Genomic DNA, 14,581 nt, shown 5'->3' with positions numbered 1-14,581 from the left:
TCAGCGCTCCTTCACCTTGTTGAGGTACTTCACGTAGATGTTGGTTATGGCCAGCACCATGATCAGCACGATGTAAGCCAGCGCTGACGACCTGCCGGTATCCCACTGCTGGAAGGCGAGACGGTAAAGCTTGATCGCAATCAGTTCGGTCGTTGGCTGAACGCTCAGGACGTAGGCAAGATCAAACGTCTTGAAGGCTTCCATGGTCCGGAAGATGAGGGCGATCATCAAGATTGGCGCGACCAGCGGCAGCGTGATGCGAGTGAAGGTGTACCAACTGCTGGCACGGTCGATCGCGGCGGCCTCGTAGAGATGCTTCGGCACTGCCGAGAGGCCGGCGAGCGAAAGCAGCATGACGAAGGGCGACCACATCCAGATATCGGTGATCGCCACCGCGTAGAGGGCAGTGTCGGCATCCGACAACAGGCCGAAGCTGCGCAGACCGAGGATGTAGTTTATCGGCCCCCAGGACGGGCTGTAGAGGAGCTGCCAAAACAACCCCACGACCGCGGCCGAGAGCATCATCGGCAACAGCAACAAGGTCGTGACCACCCCCTTGAAGGGGAAATCGCGATTGAGCAGGAGCGCGATCCCAAACCCGATGATCATCTGTCCGCCAACCGAGACAATCACGTATTTGGCGGTGATGACGAAGTTGGTCCAGATGCGCTGGTCGGCAAGCAGCTCGCGGTAGTTTTGCAGACCCACGAAACTCCACGGCACGTTGCGGTTCGCCGCGAAGTCGGTGAACGAATAGCCTAGTGAATAAATCAACGGGAAAATGTTGAAGACGATCAGAAACAGGACCGTCGGAATAATGAAAACATTGCGGATGGTGAGATCGCTCCAACCGCGCGCGGCCGCACGCGACCGCGGGTCCAGTGTATTCAGAACCGAAACTGCCAAAACTTCCTCCAGAAATCCCCTCAGAACGGGTTTCGAGAGAAGGCTCCCGCCTCCCCTCGAAACGAGCACATGGACCTAGTGAACTGGGCGGTTGTACTTCTTGAAGGTCGCGGTCCAATCCTTGATGACGCCGTTCATGGCCTCCTCGGCCGTCCCCTTGTTGTTGACGACGTAGGGATAGACGTTGTCATTGAACTGGGTCAGCAACTCGGCATATTCCGGCGGCGTCCAGAAGTCCCTGACGATCTTCATCGAGTCATAGAAGGCCTTGTTGTAAGGCGTGGCGTTCTGGAACTCCGCGGATTCGAGCACCGCCTTCGAACAGGTATAGCCGCCGAGTTTCGCCCACTTCAGCTGGGTCTCATCCTTGACGAACCATTCGAGGAACTTCATCGCCTCCTCCTGTTTCTTGGAATAGGAGACGACCGAAATGCCCTGCCCACCCAGCGCGGCGACATGGACGCCGGTCGGGCCGGGAGGATTGGCAAAGAACCCCGTATTCGCGGCGTGCGGATTGGTGGCCGGGTTTGCGAGGGCAGGGAAAAAGGCGAAGAAGTTCATGCTCATCGCCGCCAGCCCAGAGGTAATCGCCTGATTGTTCTCGAGGAAGAAGGATTTGTTCCAGCCGGGCGGGGTGAACTTGAAGAGGTCGTGATAGGCTTGCAGACCGGCGATCGACTCCTTCGAATTCACGACGCCGTTGATTTTGTAAGTGTCATATTCGCCGAGACTGCCGCCGTAGGCGAAGATGGTCTGCTCGGTTCCCATGGCCACCGCGTCGTAGGAATTGTCGGTATAGAGGGCGACGCCGTAGCGGTTCTTGTCTGGTCGAGTGAAGAACTCGGCAATATCGTGAAGCGCCTTCTGGTCCTTCGGCACGCTGAGCTCGTAGCCGTATTTGGCCTTGAAGTTCGCTTTCTCGGTAGGATCCTCGAACCAGTCTTTGCGGTAGGACCAGCCGTTAACGTCGCCTTCGAGCGGAATCGCCCAGAACTTGTTGCTCTTCAGCGGATACTCGCCATAAGCGAGGGTTGCCGGCAGGAACACGTCCTTGAGTTTATGTTTGTTGAAGAAGTCCGTGAGATCGACCCAGTGCCCCTGCTCAGAGCCCACCCCCAACCACTGGGAGTCACCAACGATCAGATCGTACGCATCGCCGTGAGCGTTCAGCTCGGCGAATGTCTTGGTCTGGAAATCGGGCCAGGGCGTGGTCTCGATCGTGACCTTGACACCAGTCTCGGCCGTGTAGTCGTTGACGAGTTCCTGAAGATAATTGGCCGGATCCCATTCCGCCCAGAAGATGGTGAGTTCCTTGTCCTGCGCGTAGACGGACGTTCCGCAGGCAAGCGTTAAGCCGATACCAGCAAGCAAGCTGGTCACAAACTTGCGCATAATCATTTCCTCCCTTGTGCGCATTCTACCGTGTCGAGAGAGCCGGCAACGGAGCCGGCCCTGGTAGTTCCTCCCATGATCGCGCTTTCCGGTTTGGGCCTCCTCGCCCGTCCGGAAATGGATCGCAGTTTTTTACTTTCGATCCCTTTTTCTTTTCTAATCTGGTATTACCAATTCGAGGTAGACGTCAAGCGCTTTCTTGAGCTGGGCCATCACGCCAACCAGCGCAAATCTTGCAGCATCGCGCTGTTTTCCTTTAATTTTCTTACTGATCGATACAGGGAAGCCTTGCCCTGGCCGCCGCATTGCAGCTATCGTCAGGTGCCGGCGTGGAAATCTGGTCGAAAATCTGGTCGAACCAGATAGATGTTATTTCATGCCTTTCGACGACTCAGGCCTCTCGCCTTCGCGCGCCGATTCCTCCATGGCTCCACGCACCAGCGCGCCAGCCGCCCATTGGGCGACGGACATCGTCTCGCGACTGTCCAGGCCCCAGATGTCCTTCAGCACAATGAGCACTTCGACGCCGAAGATCAGCGACAGCGCCTGCGCCAGGCGGCTGAATTCGGATGACGGCAACCTGTCCTTGAGTGGCGCGATCGCGTCCTTCAGCAATGCGATGCGGTGGCCGCGCGTGAACGCAGGCTCCGCGCCCAGCGTGCCTGCCTGGCGCCGGGCCCATTGGTCGAGGGAAAGCTTCAGCGCCGCCTTGAACGTCGCCTCGAAGGCCTCGATGCGCGGCATGGCGGTATCAAACAGTTCGGCGACCCGGCGCTCGGGATCGGTCGAACTGGATTGCCAGGTTAGGATCGGCCCTAGCCCCTCGTCGACCACCGCCTGCACAAGAGCCGCCTGGCTGGGGAAGTAGCGATAGGCCGTGGCGCGCGAGACTTCCGCCGCCTCGGCAACCTCGCTGACCGAAGGCGTGGCGCCGGCCTGCATCAGCCTCGTCGCCGTCTCCAGCATCAGCCGTTTTGTCCGCGCGCGGGGACCACGCTCGGCATCATCCGTGACTGCGGCTTGTTGACGTGAGATGCTCATATCAATACGATACGCGCGTCTCAAAAATTTGCAATGGCAGCCCTTTTGTAGGAGTGGCTACGTTGACCCTCTACGGCGCCCCCCTCTGTCCTGCCGGACATCCCCCCCACTTGGGGGGAGATTGGCTGGCATCGCCGATTTCGCCAATCACCAGCGTCGCAGAAGAGGCACCGAGCTTGATCCCAGCCGATCTCCCCACCCGTGGGGGAGATGTCCGGCAGGACAGAGGGGGGCGCCGTAGGGCACTCAGTTCTCAAGTTCTAGACAGTGCCACCGAGCCTGCCACCAGGGGAGCGCTCTCATGAAGCGGGTCTATGCGGTAGGCACCGCCGACACCAAGGGCGAGGAACTCGCCTTCCTGGCCGATGCGATCGCCGCCACCGGCGCTGCTGTTTCCCGCGTCGATGTCGGAACACGCGACGCAACGGTCCCGGTCGACATCCCCGCCAAGGAAATTGCCAGCCATCATCCCGAAGGCGCCAACGCCGTGCTCGGCGGCAATGATCGCGGCACCTCGGTCGCGGCGATGGGTATCGCCTTCAGCCGCTTCGTCCAATCGCGAAACGACATCGCAGGCACTATCGGCATTGGCGGCGGCGGTGGCACCTCGATCATCACGTCGGGTATGCGCGCGCTGCCGCTCGGCCTGCCCAAGATCATGGTCTCGACGCTCGCCTCCGGCGACACCGCGCCTTATGTCGACGTCTCCGACATCATCATGATGCCTTCGGTCACCGACATGGCCGGACTGAACCGGTTGTCCCGTGTCGTGCTGCACAATGCCGCCCAGGCGATATCGGGCATGGCGGCCAGGCCAGCGCCGCCACCCGACGGCAAGCCGTCCATCGGTCTCACCATGTTCGGCGTTACCACGCCTTGCGTGACCGCTATCGCCGACCAATTGCGCGACACCTATGACGGCATGGTCTTCCACGCCACCGGCACAGGTGGCCGCAGCATGGAGAAACTGGCCGACAGCGGCCTCTTGTCCGGCATCATCGACATCACCACGACCGAGGTCTGCGACCTGCTGTTGGGAGGCGTGCTGCCGGCGACAGAGGACCGTTTCGGCGCCATCGCCCGCACCCGCCTGCCCTATGTCGGCTCGGTCGGCGCCCTCGACATGGTCAATTTCTGGGCGCCCTCGACCATTCCGGAACGCTATCGTGGCCGGCTGTTCTACGAGCACAATCCCAACGTCACGCTGATGCGCACCACTGCGGACGAATGCCGCATGATTGGCGAATGGATCGGCATCAGGCTCGCCCTCTGCAAAGGCCCCGTGCATGTCCTGATCCCGGAAAAAGGCGTTTCGGCGCTCGACATCGAAGGCGGCGCCTTCTTCGATCCGCTGGCGGACGCCGTTCTGTTCGACGCCATCGAGCGAACGATCAAGCCAAACGCCACTCGGCGCGTGACCCGCCTGCCCCTGCACATCAACGACCCCGAATTCGCCGAGGCTGCGACATCAGCCTTTCTCGACATCGCCAGACAGTGAGATCCCAGACATGCCAGCCATACCGCGCAAGGACATACTGAAGAAGTTCAGGGGAATGATCGACAAGGGCGTGCCAATCGTCGGCGGCGGCGCCGGCACTGGCCTGTCGGCCAAGGCCGAGGAGGCCGGCGGCATCGACCTCATCATCATCTACAATTCCGGCCGCTATCGCATGGCGGGTCGCGGCTCGGCCGCCGGCCTGCTCGCCTATGGCAATGCCAACGAGATCGTCAAGGAAATGGCCTACGAGGTGCTGCCGGTGGTCAGACACACGCCCGTGCTAGCCGGCGTCAACGGCACCGATCCCTTCGTCATCATGCCGCTGCTTTTGGCCGAGCTGAAGACGATGGGCTTTTCCGGCGTGCAGAACTTTCCGACCATCGGCTTGTTCGACGGCAACATGCGACAGAGCTTCGAGGAGACCGGCATGGGTTTTGGGCTCGAGGTCGACATGATCGCCGAGGCGCACAAGCTCGACCTGTTGACCACGCCCTATGTGTTCAACCCCGATGAAGCCCGCGCCATGACGAAAGCCGGCGCCGACATCGTGGTCGCCCATATGGGCGTGACCACCGGCGGCTCGATCGGCGCGACGTCAGCCAAGTCGCTGGACGACTGCGTCGTCGAGATCGACGCCATCGCCAATGCCGCGCGCTCGGTGCGCAAGGACGTCATCCTGCTTTGCCATGGCGGGCCGATCTCGATGCCCGACGACGCCCGCTACATTCTCGACCGCTGCAAGGGCCTGCACGGTTTTTATGGCGCGAGCTCGATGGAGCGGCTGCCGGCGGAAGCCGCGATCGCCAGGCAGACAGCGGATTTCAAGGCCGTCACGCTGCGCGATCAGAAGACCGTGGCCAAGAAAAAGAAGGGATGATGAGAGATGACCGACAGGAGCAAGGTGTTTGTCTATCCGAAGGACGTCAGCGCCTTCGGCTTCGACTGGGGCAAGCTGTCGCTGACGGTGGCTCCGGAAGTGAATGGCGCAACCCGCTTTTCCGGCGGCGTCGTCGACCTGCCCTCAGGCAAGGGCCACACGCGCCACAATCATCCGGGCGCCGAGGAAATCATCTTCGTCATCTCGGGCCATGGCGAGCAGATGGTCGAGGATGAGAAGGGCAATCCGGTGGTCGAGAAGGTCGGCCCCGGCTGCACCGTCTACGTGCCGGAAAGCCGGTTTCACTCGACGCTGAACACCGGTGATGGGCCGATGCAGCTCTTCGTCGTCTATTCGCCGGCCGGGCCGGAACTGGGCTTGCGGGAGTTGCCGGATTTCAGGCTGATCCCGGCGGGTGGGGAATAGCTCTCTAGGCCAGCGCCGCCCCTCATTGTCCTGCCGGACATTTCTCCCCGTAGAACGGGGAGAAAGACGCTGTCACCGACGGTTTCGCTAATCGGCAGCGCCGCAACTGCTCTCTTCTCCCCGTTCTACGGGGAGAAGGTGGCGGCAGCCGGATGAGGGGCAGCGCCAGCCTTCGTCTTTATAGAACCCCACCCCTGTTCCACCCACGACCCCTATCACCGAACATCACATAACCTGCCTCGGTTACCGCAACCGTATCCTCCAGCTTGATAAACCCCCGCGTCGGGTGAAGCATCGTCGTCTCGACCGACAGCACCATGTTCTTTTCCAGCGGCTTGGCCGCATAGGTGCCTTCATAGGTGACCGGATGATTGGTCATCAGGAACGGCGCCTCATGCGTGATCAGCCCCATGCCGTGGGCGAAGAAATCCGTATAGGCAGCGACCTTGGATTTCTTCAGAACGCCCTCGGCGTGAGAGATCATGTCGCCGCCCAGCGTGCCTGGCTTGACCTTGGAAAAGGCCGCCTGCTGCACCGTCTCGACCTCGGCCAGCAAATCCTCGAGCTCAGCATCCGGCTCGCCCAGGATGCCCATCCGGCAGAGGTCGCCGATATAGCCGTGATAATTGCCACCGGAATCGATGGACAGCACCTCGCCTTGCTTCCACGCCTGCGGCGAGGCGGCGCGGTTGTGGCTGGCTCCCAGGGTCAGCAGGCAATATTCGAAATGCACGCCGCGATTGGTTTCCTCACGCCGCAACTGCTCGATGATGTCGGTCTTGGTCGTGCCTTCGCGCGCCCAGGCAATGGTCGCCAGCATGGAATCGGTGATCAACTCGGAGGCTACGCGCAGCTTCTCCAGCTCCGCGTCGGTCTTGATGGCACGCATGCGCTCCAGCATGTCGGTGGCGTCGATCAGCTTGGCGTCGGGCAATGCCTTGCGGATCAGCGTATAGGCGTCCGATGGCAGGAAGCCCGGCTCGATGCCGATGCGGGCGCCGGTCTTGCCTATCTTCCGCAGATGCTCGACAGCGAGATTGGCGGCGTCGAGTGTGCCCCAGCAGGCGGCATGCAGCGTCGGCGTCCAGAACGGGTTGTTCTGGTGCTCGCCGCCCTCCATGCGGTTGCCGATATAGGCGGCATGGTCCGGCCCGCCTTTTTCGTAGACGACGATCGGCAGGTAGCGGCTGTGGCCAATCGCATCCATGGCGGCGAAGAAGATGAACTTGTAGCCGCCCAGCAAATACTGCGTGTTGTGCTTGGAGGTGGCAAGCAGCACATCGATGCCGGCCTCCTCCATCAGCCGGTCGACCCTTGCCTGGTCGAACGGGATAGTGCTGGCGGCATTCTTGCCTGGAGCAATGTTCATCTCTCTCTCCCTGAATTGCCTGGGATCGCTGGCTGTTCTGCCGCGATCTCCTGTCTGTGGTCAAATCTGCACCATTTTGCCCATTCTGGTCTAGCCAGAAATGGGCGAAATAGCATCAACGGCCAGCCACAAAGTCGCCATTCGCTGCACATCAGGACAATCTGGTCTTACCAGGTAGATCTGAATTGGCCTGTGGCCTTTAAACTGGTCCAGCGGACGAAAATTTCAAAGCCAAGTGAGGATGCGCCAATTCCATCTCTGGCGAAAGCCTCAGCAAGGTTCATAATCGGTTTGACATGGATGGCCCCAAGGGGATCATTCGTGAGTGGTATGTCGCCTAGGGCGGCCGGTTGAGGGGGAATGAGAATGTCGGAGTTCAAGATTTCGCGCCGCACGGTGCTTGGCGGTTCAGCCATGCTGCTGGCCTCCACCGCCATGCCAACCTTCGGCTGGACGCAGACGCCGAAGAAGGGCGGCCGTCTCGTGCTGGCCGCCGATTCCGAACCGCGCAACCTCAACCCCGCGATCGTCGCCTCCAACGGCGTCTTCTTCATTTCCAGCAAGATCGTGGAGACCCTTGCCGAAGCGTCCTTCACCGGCAAGGACGGGCTCGACCCGCGCCTCGCCATCAGTTGGGAGGGCGCAGCCGATGGGCTCTCGGCCACCTTCAAGCTGCGCGAAGGCGTCAAATGGCATGATGGCAAGCCGTTCACCTCCGCCGACGTCGCCTTCTCGGCGCTGCAGATCTGGAAGCCGCTGCAGAACCTCGGCCGCACCGTGTTCAAGGATCTCGCCGCCGTCGACACGCCGGATGATCTCACAGCCGTCTTCAAATTCGCCAAGCCGACACCGTTCCAGCTCATTCGCAACGCCTTGCCAGCGCTGAGCAGCGTGGTGCCGAAGCACATCTACGAAGTCGGCAAGATCGAGGACAACCCGGCCAACAACGCTCCGATCGGCACCGGGCCGTTCAAATTCGCCGAATACAAGGCCGGCCAGTATTACCGGCTGACGAAGAACACGGATTATTGGGGCAAGGACGAGCCCTATCTCAACGAGATCATCTATCAGGTGTTGCCGGACAGGACCTCGGCGGCAAGCGCGCTCGAGGCCGAGGAGATCCAACTCGCGGCCTTTTCCGCCGTGCCGCTGGCCGACCTCGACCGCATCTCCAAGGTGCCCGGCCTCAAGGTGATCTCCAAGGGCTATGAAGGCCTGACCTATCAGCTGGTCGTCGAGATCAACCATCGGCGCAAGGAACTGGCCGATCTGAAAGTGCGCCAGGCGATTGCACATACCATCGACAAGGATTTCGTCGTCAAGACAGTGTTCCTCGGTTACGCCGCCACGGCTACCGGCCCGGTGCCGAAGAACGATCCGCAGTTCTACACCGCGGATGTCCCGACCTACGCCTTCGACGTTGCCAAGGCCAACGCCTTGCTCGACGAGGCCGGCTACAAGAAAGGCCCGGACGGCAACCGCTTCTCGCTGAAGCTCTTGCCCGCGCCCTATTTCAACGAAACCAAGCAGTTCGGCGACTATCTGCGCCAGGCGCTTGCCGCCATCGGCATCGACGCGCAGCTGGTCAACAACGACTCCGCCGCGCACATCAAGGCTGTCTACACCGACCACGCTTTCGACCTCGCCGTCGGGCCGCCGGTGTTTCGCGGCGATCCGGCGATCTCGACCACCATCCTGGTGCAGAGCGGCATTCCCGATGGCGTGCCCTTCTCCAACCAGGGCGGCTACAAGAACGATGCGCTCGATGCGCTGATCGCCAAGGCCTCCGAGACGCTCGACACGGCTGCCCGCACGGAGCTCTACAAGGAATTCCAGAAAGAGGTTGCCGCCGACCTGCCGCTGATCAACGTCGCCGAATGGAGTTTCATCAGCGTCGCCCGAGATACGGTGGGCAACATTGCCAACAATCCGCGCTGGGCAGTGTCGAACTGGGCGGACACGTACCTGGCGGGCTAACAAGATCCTCACGGGATGCTTGCACATCGCGTGGGCGAATGCTCATCATCGGCGATGAGAGTTCCTTCGCGCCCCCCTCTGTCCTGCCGGACATCTCCCCCACGAGGGGGGAGATTAGCTGTCACGATCGCTGTCGCCAATTTCCAGCGCTGCAGAACTGCAGCGAAAGCCGAAACTGCCAATCTCCCCCCGTGTGGGGGAGATGTCCGGCAGGACAGAGGGGGGCGACGTAGAGCGCTGCGCCTAAGGTTCAGCACAACAGCCAATATCCCCTCGCCATGAACCGCGCCCTCATCCTCCTGCGCCGCCGTCTCGTCGGCAGCATCTTCGTGTTGCTGATCGTCGTCATCGGCACCTTCCTGCTGCTCGAAGCCGCGCCCGGCGACGCTGTTGACGCCTACATCGTCTCGACGGGTGGCGACGCCGGCATGATCGAATTGCTGCGGCATCGCTGGGGTCTCGACCAGTCGGAACTGACACGACTTGCCAACTATCTCTGGGCGCTGCTGCATCTCGATCTCGGCCAGTCGGTCACCTTCAATCGGCCGATCCGCGAGGTGATCCTCGAACGCCTGCCCAACACGCTGCTGCTGATGGCCAGTTCCACCGCGCTCTCTTTTGGCCTCGGCTCGGCGCTCGGCATCTATGCGGGGGCCAAACCCGGCAGTGCCCGCGACCGCATCCTGTCCATCGGCTCTCTGGCACTCTATGCCGTGCCGGGCTTCTGGCTCGGACTGGTGCTGATCGTCGTCTTTGCCGTTGACCTGCGCTGGTTGCCGATCGGCGGTATCGAGAGCCTGGCATCGTCCAAGACCGGATTCGCGCGCGCCGCCGACATCGCCATTCACCTTGTCCTTCCGGTGTCCGCACTCGGTTTCATCTATCTGGCGCTCTATCTACGCATGATGCGCGCCGGCATGGCCGAGGTCTGGCGGCTGGATTTTGTCCTCGCCGCCCGCGCCAAGGGCTTGTCGCGCCGCCGCATCGTGCTCGCCCACGTCGCGCGCAACGCCTTGTTGCCGCTTGTCACCATGCTCGGGCTTCAGTCTGCGCAGATGCTGGGCGGCAGTGTTGTCATCGAAAGCGTCTTTTCCGTACCCGGCCTCGGCCGGCTGGCGCAGGAAGCGGTGGCCTCGCGAGATACCCCATTGCTGCTCGGCATCATCCTCGTCAGCGCCATCCTTGTCGTCATCATCAACCTCCTCGTCGACATCGCCTACGCCTTCCTCGACCCGCGCGTCGGCGCCAGCGAGGCCAGCGGATGAGCCCGATCCGACGCTTCCTGCGCACGCCCGAGGCTATCGCCGGGGCGATCATCCTGGCAGCGCTCTTCGCCATGGCGCTGTCGGCGTCGCTGGTCTTTCCCGGCGATCCGCAAGCCATTGCCGGCCCAGCGCTGCTGCCGCCATTTCAGGACTGGTCCTTGCCGTTCGGCACAGACCGGCTCGGCCGCAATGTACTGGCTGAACTCTTCCACGGCGCCCGCACCTCGCTGGCGGTCGGACTGGCTGCGGCGGCCGCATCCCTGTTCATCGGCGCGGTGGTCGGCACGCTGGCCGGCTTTGCCGGTGGTCTCGTCGACGAGGTGCTGATGCGCATCACCGACGCTTTCCAGACCGTGCCGAGCTTCCTGCTGGCGCTGGCCTTCGTCAGCGTCGTCGGGCCGTCGCTCGGCGTTGTCGTCGCCGCGATCGCGCTGGGCGCCTGGACCGGCCCGGCGCGCGTGGCGCGCGCCGAAGTCCTCTCCATTCGCGAGCGCGATTTCGTCGCCGGCGCGCGCGTCATCGGCATGCATCCGCTGGAGATCGCCTTTCGCGAGGTGCTGCCCAATGCGCTGCCGCCGGTGCTGGCGCTGTCGTCGGTGATCGTCGCCGCCGCGATCCTGACCGAGGCGGCGCTGTCGTTTCTCGGCCTGGGCGATCCCAATCTGGTAACCTGGGGCGGCATGATCGCCGAAGGCCGCGCCGTGCTGCGCACAGCGCCGTTCCTGTCGATCATTCCAGGCGTGGCGCTGGTCTTGACGGTGCTCGGCGTCTACCTCGCCGGTGAAGGCATCGTCGAGACGACGGCGGTCCGGAGAGGCCTATCGTGACCGCGCTCCTTTCAATTCGTGACCTGACGGTGACCTACCGCCGCGACGGTAGCGAAGTGGTGGCGCTGAAGAACATCAATCTCGACATTGCCGCGGGTGAGCGGCTGGCCATTATCGGCGAAAGCGGCTCGGGCAAGAGCACGCTGGCGCTGGCTATTGCCGGGCTGTTGCCGGCCTCTTCCAGGATTGGAGGCTTGATTGACTGGCATAGCCCAGAATTCCAATCGCCTCATTCCTTCGCGCCCCCCTCTGTCCTGCCGGACATCTCCCCCACAAGGAGGGAGATCGGCAGTTCGACCGCCGGCTCTCCATCTACAACGCTGGCGATTGGCGAAGGCAGAAATGACAGCGCAATCTCCCCCCTCGTGGGGGAGATGCCCGGCAGGACAGAGGGGGGCGTGAAGGAACGCGAACGATTCGAACCCACGGCGAAATCGAGCCGCATCCCCCTCGCCGGCCGCGACATAGGCTTCGTCTTCCAGGACCCGTCCGGCAGCCTCAATCCGGTGATGACAGTCGGCAAACAGATCGCCGAAGTCGCGCGCACGCATCTTGGCCTCACATGGCAGCAGGCCTACGCGAAAGCCAGAACCCTGCTCGAGCGCGTCCGCCTGCCGGACCCGGACTCTGCTATGAGCGCCTTTCCACACCAACTCTCTGGCGGCCAGAAACAGCGCGTGGCAATCGCCGCCGCCATCGCCGCCGGGCCGAAATTGCTCATCGCCGACGAGGCGACCAGCGCGCTCGACACGATCGTTCAGGCCGAGATCGTCGCGCTGATCCGACAGTTGGTGTCGGAGGACGGCATGACGCTGCTGTTCGTCAGCCATGACATCGCGCTGGCGTCGGAGCTTGCGGAACGCATCGCCGTCTTCCGGCACGGCGAGTTGGTCGAGTGCGGGGCGACGGTGCAGATCGTCGAAGTGCCACGCCAGCCCTATACGCGCGCGCTGCTCGACGCGCATATCGGCCTCGATGCCGAGCCGCTGCTTGGCCGTCGGGCTTTTGAGACCCCTGCATGAGTTTGCTGGCAGTTTCCAATCTCGCCAAACGGTATCGTCGCGGCGGCAAGACCGTAGCCGCCGTGGACGATGTGAGCTTCCACATCGAACCCGGCGAGACGCTGGCGTTGGCCGGGCCTTCCGGCAGCGGCAAGTCGACGATCGCTCGGCTGGTGCTGCGGCTGGTGGAAGCCGATGCAGGCCGCATCGAGTTCGAAGGCGGAGATTTCCTGGCCTTGACCGGCGCCGCGTTGCGCGCCCGGCGCGCGCACCTGCAGATGGTGTTCCAGGATCCGCTCGCCGCCTTCAATCCGCGCGCCACCGTGGCCCGAGTGTTGGATGATCCGCTGCGCATCCATGGCATCACATCGCGCAGCGAGCGCCCGCGCCGCATCGCCGCCCTGCTGGAGCGCGTCGGATTGGCGAGCGATCTTGCAGCGCGCGCCATCCACGAAATCTCCGGCGGCCAGCGCCAGCGTGTCGCCATTGCCCGCGCCATTGCGACAAAGCCATCTTTGATCGTGCTTGACGAGGCGGTTTCCGCCCTCGACGTTTCGGTGCGCGGGCAGATCCTGCAATTGCTGCTCGACCTGCAGCGCGAGGAAGGCATCGCCTACCTGTTCATTTCGCATGATCTCGGCGTGATCCGCGCTGTCGCCCATCGCGTCGTCATCCTCGATGCCGGCAGGATCGTCGAAAGCGGCGACGCCCGTACGGTCATCGACGCCCCGCAATCGACTGTTGGCAGGGCGCTGGTGGCAGCGGCGCCAAGACTGAGCCGGCAGGCCGGATAGCGAGTCCTGTCACACTTCTGGTGACACGCCAGTTGCCGCCTGTTTTGATAGACCCGCCGCGAATCGTGATCCGATATGAGCGCCTCGTTGAAGGAGATGCCCCAAATGCATGTGATGACGTTGCTGAAAGCAGACATGTTCGACGTCACGATTGACGGAAAGCCCGCATCGATCGCGCAGGCGCTGCCGGACTGGAACGCGCATGACAGGTTTGGGCTTGTCATCGACGACGCCCTTGGTGGCATTGGCGCGACGCATCTGCTGCAGATCGCCATGACCGCCTTCTACGACATCAAGCCGAGCCGCCGCACCGCGCTCACTGTCTATCCGGAGATCTACGCCTTCCATATCGGCAAGGGCTATGGCGCGCATGCGCCCTATGACTTCTGGCCGGCGCGCCGCGAGGTCATCACCTCGCTCGATCACCGCGAAGTGCTGGATGCCATCAACGATCGCGGCATCACCCGGCTGGCTGTTCCCGACCGGCCGCAGAGGGACGTCGTGCATCGCCCGAAGGAAGTGGATGCGGCGCTTGACCGGATCGCGTCAGCGTTTGTCTACAGCCCCTCAGGCCGGGTCGCCAATCCCGACCTGACCATCGCCGGCAAGGACAGGCGAACCGAATACAATCCCAACAGCGCCTTGCGGCCTCGCTACGCCGACAGCAGACCGGCTTCGGTTTCGACGGCCGCCAAGCCGGTCAAGGAACTCGATTCGTCCTACCAGGACTGGCTCCGCAAACGCGAACATGACATCACTCCGGAGGAGCGCGCCTTTGTCGAAGCGCGCCGCGAGGCGCTCAGGGAGAACGGGCTGGCCACCGAATCCTACAGGCGCGTCAGCGTGTTGGAGGCCTTGGCGCGGCTGGCTTCCGCGGGCCTGACGGAGGAGAAAGCGGCCTGATTTCGAACCTTCGCCGCCACCGAGGACGAACTCTTCAGTTTTGGCTGTCCGGACGATGGCGGCGGCTTTCCTCAAGGGCTGAGATTATCACATTCCGGGACAAAAGGAATTTGGGCCATGAGGTCGGGGAGGTCCTATCCGCCCGGCCAGTTGCACCAGATCTGAGCGGGCTTGGGGCACTATCGCTTCGACACAGCAACCATAAGCTAGATACAAAAATAGCCCGGCTTGAACCGGGCTATTTTGAATTTGGTTGCGGGGACAGGATTTGAACCTGTGACCTTCAGGTTATGAGCCTGACGAGC

The 14,581-nt window shown here is 62.4% G+C and carries 14 protein-coding genes and 1 pseudogene; 11 read left to right on the top strand and 4 right to left on the bottom strand.

Annotation, left to right across the window (positions count from 1 at the left end; genetic code table 11):
• Together ABVQ20_RS24715 and ABVQ20_RS24710 are read right to left on the bottom strand one after the other, a co-directional pair.
• Entirely contained in the window at positions 1-906 is a 906-nt protein-coding gene (locus tag ABVQ20_RS24715; protein WP_354462285.1) for a carbohydrate ABC transporter permease, read from the bottom strand.
• A 75-nt stretch (positions 907-981) separates the two neighbouring features.
• A complete protein-coding gene (locus tag ABVQ20_RS24710; RefSeq protein ID WP_354462284.1) occupies positions 982-2,298 on the bottom strand; it encodes an ABC transporter substrate-binding protein in 1,317 nt (438 codons plus the stop codon).
• Between the two features lie 75 nt (positions 2,299-2,373).
• Between ABVQ20_RS24710 and ABVQ20_RS24705 the strand changes: the two genes are divergently transcribed.
• Complete coding sequence (locus ABVQ20_RS24705) at positions 2,374-2,664, top strand: hypothetical protein (RefSeq protein ID WP_354462283.1); 291 nt, start codon at positions 2,374-2,376, stop codon at positions 2,662-2,664.
• 3 nt (positions 2,665-2,667) lie between these two features.
• On the opposite strand, the gene ABVQ20_RS24700 is transcribed toward ABVQ20_RS24705, so the two are convergent.
• Positions 2,668-3,339, bottom strand: coding sequence for a TetR/AcrR family transcriptional regulator (locus tag ABVQ20_RS24700; RefSeq protein ID WP_354462282.1), 672 nt, complete (start codon positions 3,337-3,339; stop codon positions 2,668-2,670).
• Between the two features lie 301 nt (positions 3,340-3,640).
• On the opposite strand from ABVQ20_RS24700, the gene ABVQ20_RS24695 reads away from it, so the two are divergent.
• Genes ABVQ20_RS24695 through ABVQ20_RS24685 form a run of 3 tightly spaced genes read left to right on the top strand, consistent with a single transcriptional unit; the run spans position 3,641 to position 6,140 of the window.
• Positions 3,641-4,837: a Tm-1-like ATP-binding domain-containing protein gene (locus ABVQ20_RS24695; RefSeq protein WP_354462281.1), complete on the top strand. Its 1,197-nt coding sequence runs from the start codon at positions 3,641-3,643 to the stop codon at positions 4,835-4,837.
• 10 nt (positions 4,838-4,847) lie between these two features.
• A complete protein-coding gene (locus tag ABVQ20_RS24690; protein ID WP_354462280.1) occupies positions 4,848-5,714 on the top strand; it encodes a phosphoenolpyruvate hydrolase family protein in 867 nt (288 codons plus the stop codon).
• 6 nt (positions 5,715-5,720) lie between these two features.
• On the top strand, positions 5,721-6,140 hold the full coding sequence (locus ABVQ20_RS24685; protein WP_354462279.1) for a cupin domain-containing protein: 420 nt from the start codon (positions 5,721-5,723) through the stop codon (positions 6,138-6,140).
• A 178-nt stretch (positions 6,141-6,318) separates the two neighbouring features.
• Here the strand turns inward: ABVQ20_RS24685 and ABVQ20_RS24680 are convergent, their stop codons facing one another.
• Positions 6,319-7,509, bottom strand: a complete 1,191-nt coding sequence (locus tag ABVQ20_RS24680) for a M24 family metallopeptidase (protein WP_354462278.1) — start codon at positions 7,507-7,509, stop codon at positions 6,319-6,321.
• A gap of 366 nt (positions 7,510-7,875) precedes the next feature.
• On the opposite strand from ABVQ20_RS24680, the gene ABVQ20_RS24675 reads away from it, so the two are divergent.
• The 7 genes and pseudogenes from ABVQ20_RS24675 to ABVQ20_RS24650 all read left to right on the top strand — a co-directional run bounded on the left by ABVQ20_RS24675 (position 7,876) and on the right by ABVQ20_RS24650 (position 14,276).
• A complete protein-coding gene (locus ABVQ20_RS24675; RefSeq protein ID WP_354462277.1) occupies positions 7,876-9,486 on the top strand; it encodes an ABC transporter substrate-binding protein in 1,611 nt (536 codons plus the stop codon).
• 38 nt (positions 9,487-9,524) lie between these two features.
• A pseudogene (locus ABVQ20_RS40520) lies at positions 9,525-9,712 on the top strand (hypothetical protein); the annotation flags it as partial.
• Between the two features lie 52 nt (positions 9,713-9,764).
• Entirely contained in the window at positions 9,765-10,751 is a 987-nt protein-coding gene (locus ABVQ20_RS24670) for an ABC transporter permease (protein WP_354462276.1), read from the top strand.
• Positions 10,748-11,578 (top strand): ABC transporter permease, encoded by an 831-nt coding sequence (locus ABVQ20_RS24665; RefSeq protein ID WP_354462275.1) that lies wholly within the window; start codon positions 10,748-10,750, stop codon positions 11,576-11,578. The genes ABVQ20_RS24670 and ABVQ20_RS24665 overlap by 4 nt, the downstream gene beginning before the upstream one ends.
• Entirely contained in the window at positions 11,575-12,600 is a 1,026-nt protein-coding gene (locus tag ABVQ20_RS24660) for an ABC transporter ATP-binding protein (RefSeq protein WP_354462274.1), read from the top strand. The genes ABVQ20_RS24665 and ABVQ20_RS24660 overlap by 4 nt, the downstream gene beginning before the upstream one ends.
• On the top strand, positions 12,597-13,373 hold the full coding sequence (locus ABVQ20_RS24655; protein ID WP_354462273.1) for an ATP-binding cassette domain-containing protein: 777 nt from the start codon (positions 12,597-12,599) through the stop codon (positions 13,371-13,373). The genes ABVQ20_RS24660 and ABVQ20_RS24655 overlap by 4 nt, the downstream gene beginning before the upstream one ends.
• A gap of 105 nt (positions 13,374-13,478) precedes the next feature.
• Positions 13,479-14,276 (top strand): hypothetical protein, encoded by a 798-nt coding sequence (locus tag ABVQ20_RS24650; RefSeq protein WP_354462272.1) that lies wholly within the window; start codon positions 13,479-13,481, stop codon positions 14,274-14,276.
• Positions 14,277-14,581 lie beyond the last annotated feature (305 nt).

It is taken from the genome of Mesorhizobium shangrilense (assembly GCF_040537815.1).
GTDB lineage: Bacteria > Pseudomonadota > Alphaproteobacteria > Rhizobiales > Rhizobiaceae > Mesorhizobium > Mesorhizobium shangrilense.
This window is presented reverse-complemented; position numbering and strand designations above follow the sequence as displayed.

Bases quoted from the DNA above. Each gene is read 5' to 3' on its own strand.
- ABVQ20_RS24710 (WP_354462284.1), bottom strand. From the start codon at position 2,298: ATGCGCAAGTTTGTGACCAGCTTGCTTGCTGGTATCGGCTTAACGCTT.
- ABVQ20_RS24705 (WP_354462283.1), top strand. From the start codon at position 2,374: ATGATCGCGCTTTCCGGTTTGGGCCTCCTCGCCCGTCCGGAAATGGAT.
- ABVQ20_RS24700 (WP_354462282.1), bottom strand. From the start codon at position 3,339: ATGAGCATCTCACGTCAACAAGCCGCAGTCACGGATGATGCCGAGCGT.
- ABVQ20_RS24695 (WP_354462281.1), top strand. From the start codon at position 3,641: ATGAAGCGGGTCTATGCGGTAGGCACCGCCGACACCAAGGGCGAGGAA.
- ABVQ20_RS24690 (WP_354462280.1), top strand. From the start codon at position 4,848: ATGCCAGCCATACCGCGCAAGGACATACTGAAGAAGTTCAGGGGAATG.
- ABVQ20_RS24685 (WP_354462279.1), top strand. From the start codon at position 5,721: ATGACCGACAGGAGCAAGGTGTTTGTCTATCCGAAGGACGTCAGCGCC.
- ABVQ20_RS24680 (WP_354462278.1), bottom strand. From the start codon at position 7,509: ATGAACATTGCTCCAGGCAAGAATGCCGCCAGCACTATCCCGTTCGAC.
- ABVQ20_RS24675 (WP_354462277.1), top strand. From the start codon at position 7,876: ATGTCGGAGTTCAAGATTTCGCGCCGCACGGTGCTTGGCGGTTCAGCC.
- ABVQ20_RS24670 (WP_354462276.1), top strand. From the start codon at position 9,765: ATGAACCGCGCCCTCATCCTCCTGCGCCGCCGTCTCGTCGGCAGCATC.
- ABVQ20_RS24665 (WP_354462275.1), top strand. From the start codon at position 10,748: ATGAGCCCGATCCGACGCTTCCTGCGCACGCCCGAGGCTATCGCCGGG.
- ABVQ20_RS24655 (WP_354462273.1), top strand. From the start codon at position 12,597: ATGAGTTTGCTGGCAGTTTCCAATCTCGCCAAACGGTATCGTCGCGGC.
- ABVQ20_RS24650 (WP_354462272.1), top strand. From the start codon at position 13,479: ATGCATGTGATGACGTTGCTGAAAGCAGACATGTTCGACGTCACGATT.